This is a genomic window from Micromonospora sp. NPDC023644, from assembly GCF_040640115.1.
Taxonomy (GTDB): domain Bacteria; phylum Actinomycetota; class Actinomycetes; order Mycobacteriales; family Micromonosporaceae; genus Micromonospora.
On the sequence record NZ_JBFABA010000008.1, the window covers coordinates 95,137 to 114,754 of the forward strand.

Sequence of the window (19,618 nt, forward strand, 5' to 3'; positions counted from 1 at the left end):
ACCCCACCGCCCGGCTGCGGCCCCCGCCGCCCGGACACCCCGTCGATCATGAGGTTGGCGGCCCGGGAAGCGCTTTCCAGTGCCGCTAACCTCATGATCAACGTGGCGGGGGCGGGGCTGGGGCGGGGGTAGGGCGGGTGGGTCAGAGGCCGAGGGCCGTGGACATCTCGGCGCGGAGGGCGGCGATCGCGTGGGTGGCGCGGGCGCGGGCCGCGGCGACGTCGCCGTCCGGCACCGGCTCCACCACCTCCAGGTACGCCTTGAGCTTCGGTTCGGTGCCCGAGGGGCGGATCACCACCCGGGCGGTGCCGGTGCGCAGGATCACCACGTCCGCCTCGGGGAGCAGGTCCTGCGCCTCGGTGACCGGCTGCCCGAGCAGCGCCGTCGGGGTGGCGGCCCGGATCCGGGCCATCGCGGCGGCGATCTCCCGCAGGTCGTCCACCCGCACCGAGAGCTGGTCGGTGTGGTGCACGCCGAACTCGGCGGCCAGCTCGTCCAGCCGGTCGGTCAGGGTGCGCCCCCGCGCCTTGAGCCCGGCGGCCAGCTCGGCCACGGTCAGCGCGGCGGTGATGCCGTCCTTGTCGCGTACGTGCTCCGGGGCGACGCAGTAGCCGAGCGCCTCCTCGTAGCCGAAGACCAGCGGCTCGGCCCCGCCGCCGGCCCGTACGATCCACTTGAACCCGGTCAGCGTCTCGTCGTAGGGCAGGCCCCGGGCGGCGCACATCGCCCGCAGCAGGGACGACGACACGATCGTGGTGGCGTAGAGGCCGGTCACGCCGCGCCGCATGAGGTGGTCGGCCAGCAGCACCCCCACCTCGTCGCCGCGCAGCATCCGCCAGCCGGGCGGGTTGCCGTCGGGCTGGGCCGGACCGGCGACCGCGCCGCCCGCGCTCGCCGCCGGACCCGTCTCCCGGACGGCCACCGCGCAGCGGTCCGCGTCCGGGTCGTTGGCGATGGCGATGTCCGCGCCGGTCGCCTCGGCCAGCGCGACCAGCCGGTCCACCGCCCCCGGCTCCTCCGGGTTGGGGAAGGAGACGGTCGGGAACGCCGGATCCGGCTCGGCCTGCTCGGGCACCACGCCGGGCACGGGGAAGCCCGCCCGGGCGAACGCCGCGGTGAGCACCGCCGCCCCCACCCCGTGCAGCGGCGTGTACGCCACCGCCAGGTCGCGCGACCCGTCCTGGTCGATGACGGCGGTGGCCCGCTCCACGTAGGAGACCACCAGGTCGTCGCCGAGCACCTGCCCGGCCGGCCCGAGCGGCACCTCGGCCAGCGGCCCGACCGACCGGATCGCGGCCTCGATGCCGGCGTCCGCCGGCGGCACGATCTGGGCGCCCGCGCCGAGCGTGCCGCCCAGCTCCGCGCCGAGGTAGACCTTGTAGCCGTTGTCCTGCGGCGGGTTGTGGCTCGCGGTGACCATCACCCCGGCGACCGCCCCGAGGTGGCGCACCGCGTAGGCGAGCACGGGGGTGGGCAGCGGGCGGGGCAGCAGCAGCGCCGGGCGTCCCGCGCCGGTGGCGACCTGGGCGGTCCGCTCGGCGAACTCGCGGGAACCGTGCCGGGCGTCGTACCCGATCACCAGCGGGCCGGAGCCGCCCTGGGCGGCGAGCCAGGCGACCAGCCCGGCGGCGGCCTGGGTGACCACGGCGAGGTTCATCCCGTTCGGGCCGGCGCGCAGCGGGCCGCGCAGCCCGGCGGTGCCGAAGGTCAGCGGGCCGGCGAACCGGTCGGCCAGCTCCGGGGCGCTCGCCGGCAGGCGGTCGAGCACCGCCCGCAGCTCCTCCCGGCTGGCCGGGTCGGGATCGTCGTCGAGCCAGCGCCGCGCTCGCTCGCGAATGTCGTCGATGTCAGTGGTTTCCGCCGGCATGTCTCTTGATAGCACGCCGGCGGATCACCACCGCGCCTAGCCCGGGGCTCAGCCGGCGTCGGTGAGCTGGAACGACTTCACCATCTCGTCGAAGATCGGCTTGCTGTCGGCGAACTTCGCGTCGGTCGAGGTGAGGTAGAACGAGTAGACCTTGCCCTCGTGGACCACGCCGCGCCACACGCCGTGCCGCTTGGCCTCGCCCTCGCCGCAGGTGTACTCGAACTCGGCCGCCGACTTGCCGACCCACTGCACCTCGTTCATGGCGAGCTGGGCGTACGGCTTGGCGCAGGACTTGGAGCGGTTCTTCAGGGTGTCCTGGGCGACCTCCGCCCAGCGCAAGGAGGTGGTGCGGAAGTCCTCCACCACGATCCGGACCTTGCGGCCCTCGTCCTCCGGGTCGATGTAGTCCACCCAGACGCCGGCGCTCTTGACCTCCCAGCCCTGCGGCACCTTGACCCGTACGCCCTTGCCGGCGTACTCCGTCATCTCGGGCACGCCGGCGGCCGGGGCCTGCGAGGTCGGGGCGGCCTGCGGGACGGTCGGCGCCTCGTCGTCGCCGCCGCTGAACAGGACGACCGCCCCGATCAGCAGCAGCACGGCCAGGCCACCGGCGGCGGCGAGCTGCATCTTGCGGGGCCAGCCCTTGACCGTGCCGACGACCTGGTTGCCGACGGCGCCCACCCGACCGGCGAAGCCACCGCCGGAGCCGGCCGCGCCCGGCGCGGTGGCCGGCGTCGCCCATGCCTGCCCGGTGCCCGGCACGGACCACTGGCCGCCGCCGTAGGTCCCGCCCAGCTGCTGGGTCGCCTCCGGCGGCGGTGCGCCGAAGACGGGGGATCCGGCGCTCACCCGCTGGGTGGCCTCCGACGGGGCGCCGAAGGCGGGGATGCCGGTCCCCACCCGCTGGGTCGCCTCCGTCGGACCGCTGAAACCGACCAGGCCGGCGGCGTTGGTCCGCAGCTGCTGGGTGGCGTCCGACCCGCCGGTCCCCACCCGCTGGGTCGCCTCGGCGCCGCCGTAGGTGCGGCCGGCCGGCGCGGGCCCGCTCGGCGCCGGCATCGCGCCGGTGGGGGTGTGCAGCGGTCCGGCCAGGGCGTCGGCGCTGGTGTCGTCCATCGCGGCGGGGCTGGCGGGGAGGGCGGCCTGCGCGGGCCGCTCGCCCCGGCGCAGCGCCGCCAGCCGGTCGGTGAGCGACTCGCCGGGGTTGAGCATCGCCCGCCCGCCGATCTGCCCGCTCGGCTTCGGCTGCTCCGCCGGGGTGGCCGGCGGGGCCGGCACCGCCCGGGGGACCGGGACCACCGAGTAGGGATCGGTCATCGAGTTCACCGCGGCGGCGTTGCTGGTCAGCGGGCCGGCGAGCAGCTCGCGCAGCATGGCCCGGGCGGTGTGCACGTCGAGGCGGCGGGCCGGGTCCTTCTCCAGCAGGCCCATCAGCACCCGGGCCAGCGGCCCGCTGCGCTGCGGCGGGGCGGGCGGGTCCTCGACCACGGCGTGCATGGTCTCGATCGGGTCGCCCTTGTCGAACGGGGGCCGCCCCTCCACCGCCGTGTAGAGCGTGACGCCCAGCGAGAAGAGGTCGCTCGGCGGACCGAACTCCTGGCCCATCGCCCGCTCGGGGGAGATGAAGTGCGGCGAGCCGAGCACCATCCCGGGGGTGGTGAGCTGCACGTCGGTGGGCATCCGCGCCACGCCGAAGTCGGTCAGCACGCAGCGCCCGTCGGCGCAGATGAGCACGTTGGCCGGCTTGACGTCGCGGTGCAGCACGCCGATCGCGTGCGCCACCTCCAGCGCGCCGAGCAGCGCGATGCCGATCTTGGCGACCACCCGCTGCGCGACCGGCCCGTCCTCGATCACCATGTCGGCGAGGCTGCGGGCGTCGAGCAGCTCCATCACGATCCACGGCCGGCCGCCCTCGGTGACCACGTCGTAGACCTGGACCACGGCCGGGTGCTGGATCGCGGCCGCCGCGCGGGCCTCGCGCAGGGTGCGCTCGTACATGGCGTCGCGGTCGCTCGGGGCCAGCCCCGGGGGCAGGACGACCTCCTTGACGGCCACGTCCCGCCGCAGGAGTGTGTCCGTGGCACGCCACACCGTGCCCATGCCGCCGTTGCCCACCGCCGAACGCAGCGAGTAACGGCCACCGATGGTCGTGCCGGGGGTCGCGCGTCCGTTGGGGGGACTGACTGGTCCGCCGCTCCACGTCGGGATCTGAGTCACAGAAAAGCCACCGGGGGAATTCGAGGGGGGCTGGGACACAACCCCCCTATCTTGCTGGTTCCGACGCCCGATGCGAAACCCGACGCGGCGGACGTTTACCGAACTGGACAGTACGTATCCGAACGTTCACCTCTCGTCGATGCCCGTCGACCCGTCGACCGGTGTGCGGTATCCCTCACCCGCCGACGCCGCCGCGCGTCCTACCATCCGCTAATGAGCGAACCGCGGTCAAGCGAGTCCGGTTTCCCGATCAAGGGCGTCTACACGGCGGCGGACCTTCCGGAGGAACTGGACTCCCGGCTCGGCGGCCCGGGCGAGTTCCCGTACGCGCGCGGGGTCTACCCGACCATGTACACCTCCCGCCCCTGGACCATGCGCCAGTACGCAGGCTTCGGCACCGCCACCGAGTCCAACGCGCGGTACCACCAGTTGTTGCGGGCCGGCACGATGGGTCTCTCCGTGGCCTTCGACCTGCCGACGCAGATGGGCTACGACTCCGACGACCCGATCGCGCACGGCGAGGTGGGCAAGGTCGGGGTGGCCATCGACTCGATCGACGACATGCGGCTGCTCTTCGACGGCATCCCGCTGGACAAGGTCTCCACCTCGATGACCATCAACGCGCCCGGCTCGGTGCTGCTCCTGCTCTACCAGCTCGTGGCCGAGGAGAACGGCGTCCCCGGCTCGGCCCTGAACGGCACGATCCAGAACGACATCCTCAAGGAGTACATCGCCCGCGGGACGTACATCTTCCCGCCGAAGCCCTCGCTGCGGCTGGTGGCCGACACCTTCGGCTACTGCCGCAAGGAGGTGCCGAAGTGGAACACCATCTCCATCTCCGGCTACCACATGGCCGAGGCCGGCGCGTCGCCCGCACAGGAGATCGCGTTCACCCTGGCCAACGGCGTCGAGTACGTCCGGGCCGCGCTGGAGGCCGGGCTGGCCGTGGACGACTTCGCGCCCCGGCTGTCGTTCTTCTTCGTCGCCCGCACCACCCTGCTGGAGGAGGTGGCCAAGTTCCGGGCCGCCCGCCGGATCTGGGCCCGGCTGATGCGCGACGACTTCGGCGCCAGGAACCCGAAGTCGATGATGCTGCGCTTCCACACCCAGACCGCGGGCGTGCAGCTCACCGCCCAGCAGCCCGAGGTCAACCTGGTCCGGGTGGCGGTGCAGGGCCTCGCCGCGGTGCTCGGCGGCACCCAGTCGCTGCACACCAACAGCTTCGACGAGGCGATCGCGCTGCCGACCGAGAAGGCGGCCCGGTTGGCGCTGCGTACCCAGCAGGTGCTGGCGTACGAGACGGACCTGACCGCCACCGTCGACCCGTTCGCCGGCTCGTACGTGGTGGAGGCGATGACCGCCGAGATCGAGGCGGCGGCGACCGAGCTGATGGAGCGGGTGGCCGACCACGGCTCGGCGGTCGACGCCATCGAGGCCGGCTTCCAGAAGCGGGAGATCGAGCAGTCCGCGTACCGGATCGCGCAGGAGATCGACTCCGGCGATCGGGTGGTGGTGGGCCTCAACCGGTTCACCATCGACGAGGAGGAGCCGTACGAGCCGCTGCGGGTCGACCCGACGATCGAGGCGGCGCAGGCCGAGCGGCTGGCCCGGCTGCGCGCCGAGCGGGACGGCGGGGCGGTCGAGCGGGGGCTGGCCGAGCTGCGCGCCGCCGCGGAGGGCGCGGAGAACGTGCTCTACCCGATGAAGGAGGCGCTGCGGGCCCGCGCCACCGTGGGCGAGGTCTGCGGCACCCTGCGCCAGGTCTGGGGGCTCTACCGACCGACCGACCGGTTCTGATCACCCGACCGACGGCCGTCCGTTCCCTCCGCCGCGCCGGAACGGGCGGCCGTCGGCGTCGGCCCGCCGGCTTGTCGCCCACTGCGCCGCAACCGGCCGGCCCATCTGCGGGTAAGCCTCCGCGCCGTGACCCCGCCGGTCCACCTGCGGGTGGGCCTCCGCCCCGTAACCGGCCGGTGCACGTGCGGGTAACGCCCGGTCCACGGGGCGTTTTCGCTGGTCGCGGGCGTGCGGGCGGAGCGCTACAGTCGGAGGAGGCTCCGCCGCCGATCGGCGGCGCAGACGCGCGGAGCGGGCCCCGGCGACGCCGCCGGAAGGGCTCGACGCGCGACGCGGCGCGTCGTGGCCCACCGGCCGCGGCGTGTGCCGGACAGGTTCGGGGGTATCCCGACCGGGTGGACGCGGCCGCACACGGTGTGCGGTTGGTCCGGGACGGAGCGTGTGACCGTCTCGGGTGCCCTCGGTCGGGTAATTGTCGGAGTGTCAGTTCACCTGACCGACTAATGCGACAATTCGGAACGACGGCTCTCGAGATCGACATCGATTTCGAGACCGCCGTTCCGGTTACGCGTTGTAGGAGGTGTGGGGCAGATGACGGCGTTCGACCAGGATCTACCTGCTGTCCCGCAGATCTACGAGCGCTCCGAGCAGGGCATACGTGACGCTGTGCGGTCCGACCACTACGGGAACGAGGTTGCGCAGCGTCACCGGAGGTCTAGGCTGTCTGCGGTTCCTGATGATCCATCCATCTCTAGCGAACGAGAATTCGACGTGACGAGTGCGTTGACGCTGCCCACCGGCAACCAGCTGGCGTCGTCCTGGCCGGAGGCGCCCTCCGGGTCGCAGCCCCTGCCGTTCGAGCTGGACCACCTGCTCGCCCTCCGGGTGCCCGGGCTGATCGCCACCCGTCGCCACCTCCACTCGCACCCGGAGCTCTCCGGCGAGGAGTTCGAGACGGCCGCCCTGATCGCCCGGGAGCTCACCCTGGCCGGGCTGAGGCCGCGGCTGCTGCCGAAGGGCAACGGGGTCATCTGCGACATCGACGGCCGCCCCGACGGCCCGGTGGTCGCGCTGCGCGCCGACATCGACGCCCTGCCGCTGACCGACTCGAAGGACGTGCCGTACCGCTCCACGGTGGACGGCGTCTGCCACGCCTGCGGTCACGACGTGCACACCACCGTCATGCTCGGCGTCGGCATGCTGCTGGCCCAGCTCGCCGACCTCGGCGAGCTGCCCGGCCGGGTCCGGCTGATCTTCCAGCCCGCCGAGGAGATCCTGCCCTGCGGCTCGCTGGAGGTCATCGAGGCCGGCGGCCTGGACGACGTGGTGCAGATCTTCGCGCTGCACTGCGACCCCAACCTGCCGGTCGGGCAGATCGGCCTGCGGGTCGGCCCGATCACCGCCGCCGCCGACAACGTCACCGTCCGGCTCACCGGCCCCGGCGGGCACACCGCCCGCCCGCACCTGACGGTCGACCTGGTCGACGCGCTGGGCCGCCTGATCACCGAGGTGCCGGCCCTGGTCAGTCGCCGGGTGCCGGCCAACAGCGGGCTGCTGCTGGTGTTCGGCCACGCCTCGGCCGGCACCCGTTACAACGTCATCCCCTCCGAGGCGTGCGCCTCCGGCACCCTGCGGGTGATGGACCGCGACACCTGGGAACTGGCCCCCAAGATCGTGGGTCAGGTGGTCCGGGACGTGGTCGCCCCGACCGGGGCCACGGTCGACCTGGAGTACCTGCGGGGCCGCCCGCCGGTGTGCAACGACTCCCGGGCCATCCAGGTGCTGACCGCCGCCACCACCGCCACGCTCGGGCCGGAGGGCGTCGCCGAGACCCCGCAGAGCATGGGCGGCGAGGACTTCTCCTGGTACCTGGAGTACGTCCCTGGCGCGCTCGCCCGGCTGGGCGTCGGCCGCTCCGGCCCGAACGTGGACCTGCACCGGGCCTCGTTCGACGTGGACGAGCGGGCCATCCCGGTCGGCGTACGGCTCATGGTCCAGACCGCGCTGCGGGCACTGGCGGCGGCGCGGTAGCCGGCAGCGGCGCGGCCGGTCCGACCGGCGTCATCGCCGGCGGCGTCCTGCGCCGCCGCCGGCGCAGCACCAGCAGCAGCACCGTCAGCGGTACGCCGATCGCCAGCAGCCACGGCAGCACCGCGCCGAGCACCGTCAGCAGGATGGTCATGGAGGTCAGGAAGACCTTCCAGCCACCCTCCAGCCCCACCAGGAAGCCGACCTCGGTCTCCTCGTCGGCGGTGCTCGCGTCCGGGCCGACCAGCGACACGGTGATCGTCGACAGGCTGGTCAGGTCCGCCAGCCGCTCCTTCTTCGCCTCCAGCGACGCCAGGTCCGCCTCGCGGCGGGACAACTCGTTCTCCAGCGAGACCAGGTCGCTGATCGAGGTGGCCCGGGCCAGCAGCTTGCGGGCGCTCTCCACCCGGGCGCGCTGGGTGATGATCCGCGCGTCCAGGTCGACCATCTGCTCGGTGACGTCCTCGGTGCGGATCTCCCGCCGCTGCTGCCGGCCCAGCTTCGCCAGCTCGTCGACGACGCCGTGGAACTTCGCCGCCGGTACCCGCAGCTCCAGTTCGGCCCGCGCGTCCGCGTCGGCGCTGCGCCGCTGGTCGCCGCCGATGAAACCGCCGGCCGCCGTGACCGTGGCGATCGCGCTGCGCGCCGCCGCGTCCACATCGTCCACCTGCACGCGCATCGTGCCGGTGTAGATGATGGAGCGCTGGTCGACCCGCAGGTCCGGCGCACCGGCGCCGGCACCCTGCTCGGCCTTGCCGCCGCCCCGCTCCGCCGCGCCGCCCGCCTGGTCGGCCGCGCCGCCCGCCTGGTTCCGCTCCGCCGGCGCCGCCGCCGGCGCGCTGTCGGCGTTGTCGCGCGCGTCGCTGCCGCAGCCCGCCAGCGCGAGCAGCGCCACCAGCGCGGCGGCCGTCAGCCGTACGCCCCGACGTCGCCGTTCCCCTACGTCCATCCCGCCTCCATCGTCCTCGCCCCCGTGCGGGGCGATACCTCAGACGTGACGCGTCACCACGTCGGTTCCGGCAGACTGCGCTCAGGACGTCACGATTCGATAATCTTGGAGTCACGATGCAGCTCACCAAGTACGCGCACTCCTGCCTCCGGGTGGAGCACGACGGGGGAGTGCTGGTCATCGACCCGGGGGTGTTCAGCGAGGCGGCGGCGCTCGACGGGGCGGACGCGGTGCTGATCACCCACGAGCACCCCGACCACCTCGACGTCGGGGCGGTGGCCCGGCAGCTCGACCGGCGTCGGTTCGTCATCCACGGTCCGGCGTCGCTGGCCGGCACCCTGGGCGACGCCGCCGAGGCGCTCGAACCGGTCCGACCCGGACAGTCGTTCACGGCCGCCGGCGTGCCGGTACGCGCCTACGGCGGGCGGCACGCCGTGATCCACCCCGACATCCCGGTGGTGGACAACCTGGCGTACCTGCTGGACGACGTGGTCTACCACCCCGGGGACAGCCTGGTCGTCCCCGAGGACACCCAGGTCGACACGCTCTTCCTGCCGATCCACGCCCCGTGGACGAAGTTCTCCGAGTCGCTGGACTTCCTCCGGGCGGTCGCCCCGCGCCGGGCGTACGCGCTGCACGACGGGCTGCTCAACGACAACGGGCTCAACGTGCTCAACGGCAACTTCGCCCGGCTGTCCGAGGTGGACTACCGCCGGCTCGAACCGGGCACCCGGATCGACGCCTGACGGCGATGCCCGGCCCGTCCCGAGAGCTGGTGCACCGGCTCTACACCACCTCACCGGACCGGTTCGTCGCGATCCGCGACGAGGCCGTCGCCGAGGCCCGCCGCGCCGGCGACCCGAAGACCGCCCGGGAGATCGCCCGGCTGCGCCGGCCCACCGTGGCCGCCTGGCTGGTCAACCTGCTCGCCATCCGCCACCCCGAGCTGGTCGCCGACCTGGCCCAGCTCGCCGAGGCGCTACGCACCGCCCAACGTGAGCTGCGCGGACCCCGGCTGCGGGAACTCTCCACCCAGCGGCGGGCGGTGGTCGGCGCGCTCGTCGCCGAGGTGCGCAAGCTGGCGGCCGGGGCCGAGGGCGCCCCGTCGGCCGGGAAGCTGCCGCTGGCCGAGGTGGAGGCCACCCTCAACGCCGCGCTCGCCGACACCGACGTCGCCGAACAGGTCCGCTCCGGCCGGCTGCTGAAGGCCGCCACCTACGCCGGCTTCGGCGAGGTGCCCCGCCCGCAGCTGCGCCTGGTGACCGGTGGGGAGGAGCCGGAACCGGCGCCCATGCCCGAGCCGGCGGGCAGGCAGCGGCGCGACGCCGACCGGAGCGCGCTCCGCGCCGAGCAGGCGGAACGGGCCGCCCGGGCGGAGCGGGCACGCCGACGGCGGGCGCTGGAGAAGGAGCTGGCCAGGGCGCGTACCGACCAGGAACGGGCCGAGGCGGAGCTGGCGGACGCGACGACGACCGAGCGCGACGGCGTCGCGGCCCTGGACGCGATCGAGGCGGAGCTGGCCGAGCTGGAGCGGCGGCGGGCCGTCGCCGAGCAGGACCTGAGCCGGGCGCGGCTGGCGCGGCGCGGGGCGGAACGGGTGGTGACGGCCGCGCGTCGCCGCGCCGGCGAGGTCGAGGCGGCGGTGGAGGCCCTCGACGCCGAAGAGGGGGCTGCCGAGTCGGACGGCGGCGCGGCAGACTGACCCCTGTGGACGGACGGGGCGACCGGGGAACGGGCGGATGACGCCGGAACAGGCCGCCGCGGCCAGCAAGCCGGTCGTGCTGGAGCTCGGCGACCTCTTCACCCGCTGCCCGACCACCCTGCGCCGGGCGCGGCTGCTCGGCATCTCCGGCTGGGCGTTCTACGTCACCGGGCGGGCCGGCGCCCTCGGCGACGTCCGCGCGGAGACGGTCGCCGCCGCCCTCGGCTTCCTGGCCCCCGACGCGGTCGCCGACGGCTGGGACGCGGCCCGGCGGGTCGTCCCGCCGGTCGAGGTGGCCGCCGCCACCCTGGCCGAGTGCTGCCGGTGGGGTGAGGAGCGGCTCGACCCCCTTCCCGGGGTGAGCCGGCTCGCCGCCCTGCTCGGCCGCGCGGTCGACGCCGCGGACGCCAGCGGCATGCCGCTCTTCGCCGCCTGGCGGGCCATGCCGGTGCCGGTCCGGACGGCCGGCGCCCGGGCCGCCGTCGGCCTGCGGCTGCTCCGGGAGCACTTCGCCGGGGCGCACCTGATCGCGGTCCGGGCCAGCGGGATGACCCCGCTGGAGGCGGTGCTCGCCGGGCCGGACGGGGAGGCGGGCGCGGTCGCCTGCGGCTGGTCGCCGCCGTACCCGCCGGTCGGGCCGTTGGTCCGGCGGCGGCTCTGGGCCGAGGCGGTGACCGACCGGCTGGCCTCGCCGGCGTTCGCGGCGCTCGGCCCGGCGGACGGCGCCGAGCTGGTGGAGCTGCTCATCGCGACCCGGGCCCACGTGGCCGACCCGGGCTGAGCCGCCGCGACCCGGGGGTGCGTGGCCCGGCGCCTGGAGTCGCGGCAGCCGGCCGCCGCCGCGGCCGGAAAATCGGCGGCGCCCCGGCGGCCCGACTGTCAGGATCGCCTCCGTGACTCTCCCCGCCGGCTGGCACGCCCGCCGCCCCACCCTGGACGACGTACCGGCGATCCTGGCGGTGGTGCACGCCGCCGACACCTTCGCCGTCGGCTACCCGGACTTCGACGCCGACGACGTCACGGCCGCGCTGACCGCGCCGTTCTTCGACCCGGCCCGCGACTCGTGGGTCGTCGCCGACCCTGGCGACGCGGTGGTGGCCTGGGCGACGATCGACAATCCGACCGGCGTGGGGCGCGAGTTCGTCGAGGTGTACGTGGTGCCCGGGCGGGGCGACGACCTGCGGGCGCCACTGCTGGCCCGGCAGCTCGATCGGGTCGCCGAACGCGCCACCGAACGGGGCGTGCCGGCGCTGACCGTCCGTACGGCCGTCTTCGCCCCCGAGACACGGTGGGCGACCGAGGTGGTCGAGGCCGGGTTCACCCTGGCCAAGCGGTATGTGCGGATGCGCCGGTCGCTCGCCGGGCTGCCGGCCGAGCCGCCACTCCCGCCCGGGGTGACCGTCCGTCCGCTGCGCGGCGAGGACGAGGCCGACCTGCGCGAGTTCCACCGGATCTTCGACACGGCGTTCCGGGACACCCCGGACTACGAGCCGGTCGGCTACGAGCAGTGGCGGCAGCGGCTCACCCCGTACGGCACCACCTGGGACGAGTGGTTCGTCGCCGAGGTCGACGGCGTGCCAGCCGGCGCGCTCCAGTCCTCGGACCAGGCGCTGGATCAGAACGAGGGCTTCGTACGCAGCCTCTCGGTGCTGCCGGCGTACCGGCGGCGGGGGGTGGGCGCGGCGCTGCTGCTGCGGGCCTTCACCACCTACGCGGCCAAGGGCCGGGCATCCGCCGGGCTGGGCGTGGACCTGGCCAACCCGACCGCGCCGGTGACGCTCTACCGTTCGGTGGGGCTGCGCGAGGTGAGCTGGACCGACATGTACGAGTTGGTTGTCCCGGCCGTCGGTGTGTGATTGACGACGCCGACCGGGGCCGGCTGGAGGCCCCGCCCGGCTCCGGAGCAGACTGGGGGCCGTGGGATACGCGCTGGGCCGACGATACGGGCTAGGCCGACGCGGTGCCGGTGGGGCGGGACCGCAACTCGGTGACGTAGTCGTCCGGCGCGCCCGCCTTCTCGGCGGCGTTCGCGATCTCCGAGAGGTACCACGCCGTGGGCAGCCCGCCCTCGTACCCGTCGAAGACGTAGATCCACGCGGTCACGTCGCCGTCGAGGGTCGAGACGCGCACGTGCAGCTTGCGGTACGTGCCGGCGGCCACCCCCTCGAGCTCGTCGAGCTGGGCGGCGTCGTAGGGGTGGATGTCGTAGATCGCCACGAAGACCCGGTCGCCGGGGGACTCGACGACCGTGCTGACCGCACCCTCCCAGCCGATCACGTTCTCGCCCGCGAAGGTGAGTCGCCAGCCTTCCAGCCAGCCTGTGCCCACCATCGGCGAATGCGGACAGTAGGCGCGCATGCGGGCGGGGTCGAGGTTTGAGCCGTAGGCGGCGTGATGACGCACGGCGATGACGATAGCCCGCCCGCCGGGTGGGGGAGAATACGACGGTGCGTGTCGGACGCGTTCGGGAGAAGAAATTCACTGTGAGCACTGACGAAGGGCGAGCGCTGTGAGCCGGATCGTGATCATCGGCGGTGGACCGGCCGGTTACGAGGCGGCCCTGGTCGCCGCGCAGCTGGACGCTGATGTCACCGTCGTGGAGGCCGAGGGCGCCGGCGGGGCCTGCGTGCTGTCCGACTGCGTACCGTCGAAGACCTTCATCGCCAGCTCCGAGGTGGTCACCGGCTACCGGGACACCGAGGAGTTCGGGGTGCACTCCGACGGGCTGGAGGCGGTCACGGTCGACGCCAGCGCGGTGCACGAGCGGGTCAAGCGCCTCGCGCTCGCCCAGTCCGCCGACATCCACGCCAAGCTGGTCAAGGCCGGGGTGAACTTCGTGTCGGGCACCGCCCGGCTCGGCGAGGACACCCTCGGCCACACCCACCGGGTGCTCGTCACCCCGACCGACGGCGGCGGGGAGCAGTCGATCGCCGCGTCGACCGTGCTGGTCGCCACCGGCGCCACCCCGCGCCAGCTGCCCACCGCCGTCCCCGACGGCGAGCGCATCCTGACCTGGCGCCAGGTGTACGACCTGCCGGAGCTGCCCGAGCACCTGATCGTGGTCGGCTCCGGCGTCACCGGCGCCGAGTTCGCCAGCGCCTACCTGGCGATGGGCGTGCAGGTGACCCTGGTCTCCAGCCGCGACCGGGTGATGCCGCACGAGGACGCCGACGCGGCCATGGCGATCGAGCGGGTCTTCCGCAACCGGGGCATGAGCATCCTGAACAACTCCCGGGCGGACGCGGTCCGGCGCACCGCCGACGGGGTGGAGGTCGAGCTCTCCGACGGCCGCAAGGTGGCCGGCTCACACGCGCTGATCGCGGTCGGCTCCATCCCCAACACCGCCGACCTGGGCCTGGCCGAGTACGGCGTCGCGCTGGCCCGGGGCGGCTACGTCACCGTCGACCGGGTCTCCCGGACCAACGTGCCCGGCATCTACGCCGCCGGCGACTGCACCGGCGTGCTGCCGCTGGCCAGCGTGGCCGCCATGCAGGGGCGGATCGCGATGTGGCACGCGCTCGGCGAGGCGGTCCGGCCGCTGCGGCTGCGTACCGTCGCGGCGAACGTGTTCACCGACCCGGAGCTGGCCACCGTGGGCGTCTCGCAGGACGAGGTCGACGCGGGCAAGGTGCCGGCCCGGCAGGTCATGCTGCCGCTGGACGGCAACGCCCGCGCCAAGATGGACGGCCTCGCCGACGGCTTCGTCAAGCTCTTCTGCCGCCCGGCCAGCGGCCAGGTCGTCGGCGGCGTGGTGGTGGCGCCGAAGGCGAGCGAGCTGATCCTGCCGATCACCATGGCGGTGGAGAACAACCTCACGGTCAACGAGCTGGCGCAGACGATCACGATCTATCCGAGCCTCTCCGGCTCCATCACCGAGGCCGCCCGCCAGCTCATGCTGCACGAGCTGGAGTGACCCGCCGCAGCAGGGTGAGCGCGACGACGACGAGCATCGCGACCTCGGTGAGGATGAGCAGCCGCTCGACCAGGCCGAGCAGCAGCCGGTCGCCGGGGTAGGCCGACCAGACCATCGCCGCCGCCAGCGCCACGCTGGCCGTGGCGAGGCCGCGAACCCGACGGCCGGCGGCGTCGGGCAGGCGTCGGGCGAGCAGCCAGCCGGCGACCGGCAGCGCCAGGAAGGCGACCACCGAGGCGTACCGGTGGACGTAGGCGGCGGCGTCCATGGGCAGGCCGGGCTCGTTCGTCGGCACCACCGCGGCCAGCAGCAGCCCGCCGACCCAGGCGGCCAGGAGCGCCTCGGCCGCCCGGTTCGGTCTGGCGGCGGACGGCCGGTGGGCGTGCCACAGGGCGGGAAGGAGCACGGCGGTGGCCGCCGCGAGCACCACCATGGCGACGTCGATCACCCCGCCCCGGTCCGAGACGGCGTAGTCGCTGACGGTCAGCGCCCACGGGTTCAGGCCCTCGTTCACCTCGAGGTGGCCGATCACGGCGAGCAACGCCGCCAGGGCGATCCCGCCGAGGGCCAGCAGTCCACTGTTCCGGGTTCCGCGCATGGCTCAGCCTGTCGCGGAGGGAGCCCCAGACGGATCCGGGCCGCCCACCGAGATCGATCCCCGGGACCACCCCTAGGCGGCACCGCGCGGGCGGTCACTCCGCCCCGGGCGCGTCCGTCCGCACCGGGACGGCGACCGGCACCACCGCGACCGCCTCGGCCGCCCGCCGGGCCCCGACGACGGTCATGGCCAGGCCCGCCGCCGCGAAGCCGGCCGCCGCGACCGCCGCGATCAGCGCCAGCCGCCACGCCGACTCGGTGAGCGCCGTCCCGCCGAGGTGCCCGACCAGCCCGCCGTACGTGGCCCAGCCGAGCGCCGCCAGGCCCTCGTAGAGCAGGAAGAGCCGGTACGGGTACCGGCTGCGGCCGGCCGAGAAGCAGGCCGCCATCCGGCCGCCCGGCACGAAGCGGCAGAGCAGGATCACGAGCGGCCCGGGCCGGCGCAGCCCCTGGGTGACCCGGCTGGCGACCCGCCGGGCCCGGCCCCGCTCGATGTCACGGGGTGCCCGACGGTCCGGCGCGCCCCGCCCGAGCAGGTAGCAGGCCAGGTCCCCGACGAAGACCCCGAGCGCGCCCACGGCGATGGTCACCGGCAGGCTCAGCCCGCCGTACACGGTGAGGGCGCCACCGGTGATCATCACGACCTGGGTGGGGACCACCGGGACGAAGGCGTCCGCGACCAGCAGCGCGAGCAGCGCGAGGTACGCCCAGGCCGGCGACGCGACCTCAGTGAGTAGTTCGGACACGACTGCCACCTCGCCGGACGGGGCCGATTGCGGGTACCGAGCCTGACGGGTCGTCCGGCGTCACGGGACACGACCCTGGCTCGTGGTGACCACCGACACGGCAGGGCCACCGGACACAACGAGCGGACACACCCGCAGGTGACGGCCCTGCGGACCGTCGAGGGTCGGCGGATCGGAGCGGCCCGGCGTACCGTTGGCGACGCGCGGCCCCACGACCGTCGGGTCCCCCGTTCCTGACGGTCCGGCCGCCGTGGGCCGCCGGCAGGTCCCGTGCCGGCGGCCCGCCCCCGTGCCGCGCGGCGCGCCGAGTCGTGCTCCCGCCCACGCCGTCCGGGTGCCGGACCGCCCCGGAAAACCGGCTGCGGTCCGCGCGGGCGGGGACGTACCGTCGCCGTATGCGCAGTGCGGTATCCACCACGACGCCGGGAGACCCCGGCGCGCCGTACTGACCTGACCGTCGACGAGGCCCCGGGGCGATCCGCCCCGGGGCCTCGTCGCGTCCGGTGACCGGGTCGCCTCCGGGCCGTACCCGATCAAGGAGCGCGACATGATCGACCACCGCAGACTCGGCCGGGAGCTGGAGCTGTTCGGCTCCGACCCGCTGGCCGGCGCCGGGCTGCCGCTCTGGCTGCCGGCGGGCGCCGCCGCCCGGCACGCCGTCGAGGAGTACGTCCGCGAGCTGGAGCGCCGGGCCGGCTACCGGCACGTGCTCACCCCGCCGCTGGGCAGGCGGGAACTCTTCGAGCTCTCCGGCCATCTCGGCTACTTCGCCGACGACATGTTCCCGCCGATGGCGCTCGGCGCCGACGAGTTCGTGCTGCGGCCGGCGCTCTGCCCGCACCACGCCCTGGTGTTCCGGGCCCGGGGCCGCTCCTACCGGGAGCTGCCGCTGCGCATCGCCGAGCTGGGCGGCATGTATCGCGCCGAGCGCTCGGGGGTGCTCGGCGGGCTGTCCCGGGTGCGCGCCATCTCGCTCAACGACGCGCACAACTTCTGCGCGCTGGAGCAGGTGGGCGAGGAGGTCGTCGAGATCCTCCGGCTGATCCGCGAGGCGCACGCCGCGCTCGGCGTACGGCCGGCGGGGTTCCGGCTGTCGCTGCGCGGGCCGGGGGAGAAGTACGTCGGCGACGACGCCCAGTGGGCGCGGGCCGAGGAGCTGCTGCGCGCCGCGCTCGACGGGGTGGAGTTCACCGAGGCCCCGGGGGAGGCCGCGTTCTACGGTCCGAAGATCGACATCCAGGTGCTGGACGCCGCCGGCCGCGAGTTCACCCTCTCCACCGTCCAGCTCGACTTCGACAAGCCGGAGCGGTTCGACCTGTCGTACACCGACGCGTCCGGGGCACGGCGGCGGCCGGTGATGGTGCACCGGAGCCTCGTCGGCAGCATGGAACGGCTCTTCGCGTACCTGATCGAGGTGCACGAGGGCGCCTTCCCCGCCTGGTACGCCCCGGTGCAGCTGGTCGTGCTGCCCGTCGGGGACGAGCAGGCCGGGGCGGCGGCCCGGCTCGCCCGCGACGCGCTGGCCGCCGGGCTGCGCGTCGAGGTCGACGGGGCCGGTTCGCTGGGCTCCCGCATCCGCGACGCGGCCCGCGCCCGGGTCCCGTACGCCGCCGTCGTCGGCCCCCGCGAGGCGGCCGAGGGCGCGGTCGCGCTGCGGTTGCGCGGCGGCCGCGCCCTGGACCCGATGCCCGCCGCCGACGCTCTCCGGCTGATCGGCGCGGTGGTGGCCGACCGCGCCCCGACCCTGCTGCCGGCCGGCTGAGCCCCCGCCCGGCCCCGACCCCGTCGCCCGACCGCCTGTCGCCACCGGCGGCCCGCCCGTCACCGGGTGGACCCCTCGAGCGGGGCGGGCTCGGGGTCGGGGTCGGGCAGAGCGTCCGGGGCGGGGTCGGGCTGGAGGGCGGCGGTGAACTGCGACCGGTAGAGGCGGTGGTACGCGCCCCGCGCGGCGAGCAGCTCGTCGTGCGTGCCCTGCTCCACGATCCGGCCGTCCTCCATCATCAGGATCAGGTCGGCGTCGCGGATGGTGGAGAGCCGGTGCGCGATGACGAAGCTCGTCCGGTCCGACCGCAGCGCGGCCATCGCCCGCTGGAGCAGCACCTCGGTGCGGGTGTCCACCGAGCTGGTCGCCTCGTCCAGGATCAGCAGCGACGGCTCGGCGAGGAAGGCCCGGGCGATCGTGATGAGCTGCTTCTCGCCGGCGCTGACGTTGCTGCCCTCCTCGTCGATCACCGTGTCGTAGCCGTCGGGCAGGCTGCGCACGAACCGGTCCACGAACGTCGCCCGGGCCGCGGCGACGATCTCCTCCTCGGTCGCCCCGGGCCGGCCGTACGCGATGTTGTCGCGGATGGTGCCGCCGAAGAGCCAGGTCTCCTGGAGCACCATGCCGATCCGGCCGCGCAGGTCGTCGCGGCGCATGGTGGTGACGTCCACCCCGTCGAGCGTGATCCGGCCGGCGTCCAGCTCGTAGAAGCGCATGATCAGGTTGACCAGCGTGGTCTTGCCGGCCCCGGTCGGCCCGACGATGGCCACCGTGTGCCCGGGCTCGGCGACCAGGGAGAGGTCCTCGATCAGCGGCTTGTCCGGGGTGTACCGGAAGGAGACGTTCGCGAACTCGACCCGGCCGTGCGGGTCGCGCACCCGGGCCGGCTCGACCGGGTCGGGGCTCTGCTCCTCGGCGTCGAGCACGGCGAAGACCCGCTCGGCGGAGGCCACCCCGGACTGGAGCAGGTTCGCCATCGAGGCGACCTGGGTGAGCGGCTGGGTGAACTGCCGGGAGTACTGGATGAACGCCTGCACGTCGCCGAGGCTCATCGACCCCGACGCCACCCGCAGGCCGCCCACCACGGCGATCGCCACGTAGCTGAGGTTCCCGACGAACATCATCGCCGGCATGATGATCCCGGAGATGAACTGGGCGCCGAAGCTCGCCCGGAACAGCTCCTCGTTCTTCGCGGTGAAGGCGGCCTCCACCTCGCGCTGCCGGCCGAAGACCTTGACCAGCTCGTGGCCGGTGAACGCCTCCTCGATCTGGCCGTTCAGCTCGCCGGTGTGCGCCCACTGGGCGATGAACTGCCGCTGCGACCGCTTGGCGATGCTGGTGGTGACGACCACCGAGACCGGGACGGCGACGAGGGCCACCAGGGCGAGCAGGGGCGAGATCCAGAACATCATGGCCAGCACGCCGACCACGGTGAGCAGCGAGGTGAGCAGCTGGCTCAGCGTCTGCTGGAGGCTGGTCGAGATGTTGTCGATGTCGTTGGTGACGCGGCTGAGCAGCTCGCCCCGGGGCTGCCGGTCGAAGTAGGGCAGCGGCAGCCGGTTGAGCTTCTCCTCCACGTCGGCGCGCAGCCGCAGCACGGTGCGCTGCACCACCCCGTTGAGCAGCCAGCCCTGCCACCACATCAGCACGCTGGACGCCAGGTAGAGCCCGAGCGCCAGCAGCAGCACCCGCGCCAGCGCGGCGAAGTCGATGCCCACGCCGGGCACCACGTCCATCCGGGCGAGCATGTCGGCGAAGTTGTCGTTGCCGGCCGCCCGCGCGGCGGCCACCGCCTGGTCGGCGGTGGTGCCCGCCGGCAGCTGCCGGCCGATCACACCCGTGAAGATCAGGTCCGTGGCCCACCCGAGCACCTTCGGCCCGACCACGCCGAGCCCCACGCTGACCACCGCCAGCGCGATCACGGCGACGAGCTGGAGGCGCTGCGGGCGCAGCCGGCCCAGCAGCCGCCGGGCCGAGGGCCCGAAGTTCATCGACCGCTCGGCGGGCATCCCGATGTTCGCGTGCGGACCGCCGCGCTGC

At 74.4% G+C, this 19,618-nt stretch carries 15 protein-coding genes; 8 read left to right on the plus strand and 7 right to left on the minus strand.

The window, feature by feature from the left end; genetic code table 11:
- Positions 1-142: 142 nt before the first annotated feature.
- Together AB0G08_RS09230 and AB0G08_RS09235 are read right to left on the minus strand one after the other, a co-directional pair.
- Positions 143-1,867: a phospho-sugar mutase gene (locus AB0G08_RS09230; RefSeq protein WP_358085374.1), complete on the minus strand. Its 1,725-nt coding sequence runs from the start codon at positions 1,865-1,867 to the stop codon at positions 143-145.
- A gap of 48 nt (positions 1,868-1,915) precedes the next feature.
- Entirely contained in the window at positions 1,916-4,084 is a 2,169-nt protein-coding gene (locus AB0G08_RS09235) for a protein kinase (protein ID WP_358085377.1), read from the minus strand.
- Positions 4,085-4,297: 213 nt separating this feature from the next.
- Here AB0G08_RS09235 and AB0G08_RS09240 point away from each other — a divergent pair, with 213 nt between their 5' ends.
- Positions 4,298-5,881 (plus strand): methylmalonyl-CoA mutase family protein, encoded by a 1,584-nt coding sequence (locus tag AB0G08_RS09240; RefSeq protein ID WP_358085380.1) that lies wholly within the window; start codon positions 4,298-4,300, stop codon positions 5,879-5,881.
- A 771-nt stretch (positions 5,882-6,652) separates the two neighbouring features.
- Complete coding sequence (locus AB0G08_RS09245) at positions 6,653-7,912, plus strand: amidohydrolase (protein ID WP_358085382.1); 1,260 nt, start codon at positions 6,653-6,655, stop codon at positions 7,910-7,912.
- On the opposite strand, the gene AB0G08_RS09250 is transcribed toward AB0G08_RS09245, so the two are convergent.
- A complete protein-coding gene (locus tag AB0G08_RS09250; RefSeq protein WP_358085384.1) occupies positions 7,869-8,858 on the minus strand; it encodes a DUF4349 domain-containing protein in 990 nt (329 codons plus the stop codon). The genes AB0G08_RS09245 and AB0G08_RS09250 overlap by 44 nt on opposite strands.
- A gap of 116 nt (positions 8,859-8,974) precedes the next feature.
- Between AB0G08_RS09250 and AB0G08_RS09255 the strand changes: the two genes are divergently transcribed.
- The 4 genes from AB0G08_RS09255 to AB0G08_RS09270 all read left to right on the plus strand — a co-directional run bounded on the left by AB0G08_RS09255 (position 8,975) and on the right by AB0G08_RS09270 (position 12,416).
- On the plus strand, positions 8,975-9,604 hold the full coding sequence (locus tag AB0G08_RS09255) for an MBL fold metallo-hydrolase (RefSeq protein WP_358085386.1): 630 nt from the start codon (positions 8,975-8,977) through the stop codon (positions 9,602-9,604).
- Positions 9,605-9,609: 5 nt separating this feature from the next.
- Positions 9,610-10,560 carry a hypothetical protein gene (locus AB0G08_RS09260; RefSeq protein WP_358085388.1) on the plus strand — a complete coding sequence of 317 codons (951 nt, stop codon included), beginning with the start codon at positions 9,610-9,612 and terminating at the stop codon, positions 10,558-10,560.
- A 37-nt stretch (positions 10,561-10,597) separates the two neighbouring features.
- Positions 10,598-11,341, plus strand: coding sequence for a hypothetical protein (locus tag AB0G08_RS09265; RefSeq protein WP_358085391.1), 744 nt, complete (start codon positions 10,598-10,600; stop codon positions 11,339-11,341).
- Between the two features lie 112 nt (positions 11,342-11,453).
- Positions 11,454-12,416, plus strand: coding sequence for a GNAT family N-acetyltransferase (locus AB0G08_RS09270; RefSeq protein ID WP_358085394.1), 963 nt, complete (start codon positions 11,454-11,456; stop codon positions 12,414-12,416).
- 91 nt (positions 12,417-12,507) lie between these two features.
- Here the strand turns inward: AB0G08_RS09270 and AB0G08_RS09275 are convergent, their stop codons facing one another.
- Entirely contained in the window at positions 12,508-12,963 is a 456-nt protein-coding gene (locus tag AB0G08_RS09275) for a gamma-glutamylcyclotransferase (protein WP_358085396.1), read from the minus strand.
- A 106-nt stretch (positions 12,964-13,069) separates the two neighbouring features.
- Between AB0G08_RS09275 and AB0G08_RS09280 the strand changes: the two genes are divergently transcribed.
- Positions 13,070-14,473: an NAD(P)H-quinone dehydrogenase gene (locus AB0G08_RS09280; protein ID WP_358085399.1), complete on the plus strand. Its 1,404-nt coding sequence runs from the start codon at positions 13,070-13,072 to the stop codon at positions 14,471-14,473.
- Here the strand turns inward: AB0G08_RS09280 and AB0G08_RS09285 are convergent.
- Both AB0G08_RS09285 and AB0G08_RS09290 read right to left on the minus strand, forming a co-directional pair.
- On the minus strand, positions 14,451-15,071 hold the full coding sequence (locus tag AB0G08_RS09285; RefSeq protein ID WP_358085402.1) for a DUF998 domain-containing protein: 621 nt from the start codon (positions 15,069-15,071) through the stop codon (positions 14,451-14,453). The two genes, AB0G08_RS09280 and AB0G08_RS09285, sit on opposite strands and share 23 nt — an antisense overlap.
- A 94-nt stretch (positions 15,072-15,165) precedes the next feature.
- Entirely contained in the window at positions 15,166-15,816 is a 651-nt protein-coding gene (locus tag AB0G08_RS09290; protein ID WP_358085404.1) for a DedA family protein, read from the minus strand.
- 547 nt (positions 15,817-16,363) lie between these two features.
- On the opposite strand from AB0G08_RS09290, the gene thrS reads away from it, so the two are divergent.
- Positions 16,364-17,578, plus strand: coding sequence for a threonine--tRNA ligase (gene thrS, locus AB0G08_RS09295; protein ID WP_358085407.1), 1,215 nt, complete (start codon positions 16,364-16,366; stop codon positions 17,576-17,578).
- Between the two features lie 59 nt (positions 17,579-17,637).
- Here the strand turns inward: thrS and AB0G08_RS09300 are convergent, their stop codons facing one another.
- Positions 17,638-19,587: an ABC transporter ATP-binding protein gene (locus AB0G08_RS09300; RefSeq protein WP_358085592.1), complete on the minus strand. Its 1,950-nt coding sequence runs from the start codon at positions 19,585-19,587 to the stop codon at positions 17,638-17,640.
- Positions 19,588-19,618: the final 31 nt, after the last annotated feature.

What these genes read in the sequence shown, in the direction of transcription:
- AB0G08_RS09230 (WP_358085374.1), bottom strand. Translation starts at nt 1,867, where the DNA reads ATGCCGGCGGAAACCACTGACATCGACGACATTCGCGAGCGAGCGCGG.
- AB0G08_RS09240 (WP_358085380.1), top strand. Translation starts at nt 4,298, where the DNA reads ATGAGCGAACCGCGGTCAAGCGAGTCCGGTTTCCCGATCAAGGGCGTC.
- AB0G08_RS09250 (WP_358085384.1), bottom strand. Translation starts at nt 8,858, where the DNA reads ATGGACGTAGGGGAACGGCGACGTCGGGGCGTACGGCTGACGGCCGCC.
- AB0G08_RS09255 (WP_358085386.1), top strand. Translation starts at nt 8,975, where the DNA reads ATGCAGCTCACCAAGTACGCGCACTCCTGCCTCCGGGTGGAGCACGAC.
- AB0G08_RS09260 (WP_358085388.1), top strand. Translation starts at nt 9,610, where the DNA reads ATGCCCGGCCCGTCCCGAGAGCTGGTGCACCGGCTCTACACCACCTCA.
- AB0G08_RS09265 (WP_358085391.1), top strand. Translation starts at nt 10,598, where the DNA reads ATGACGCCGGAACAGGCCGCCGCGGCCAGCAAGCCGGTCGTGCTGGAG.
- AB0G08_RS09285 (WP_358085402.1), bottom strand. Translation starts at nt 15,071, where the DNA reads ATGCGCGGAACCCGGAACAGTGGACTGCTGGCCCTCGGCGGGATCGCC.
- thrS (WP_358085407.1), top strand. Translation starts at nt 16,364, where the DNA reads ATGATCGACCACCGCAGACTCGGCCGGGAGCTGGAGCTGTTCGGCTCC.
- AB0G08_RS09300 (WP_358085592.1), bottom strand. Translation starts at nt 19,587, where the DNA reads ATGCCCGCCGAGCGGTCGATGAACTTCGGGCCCTCGGCCCGGCGGCTG.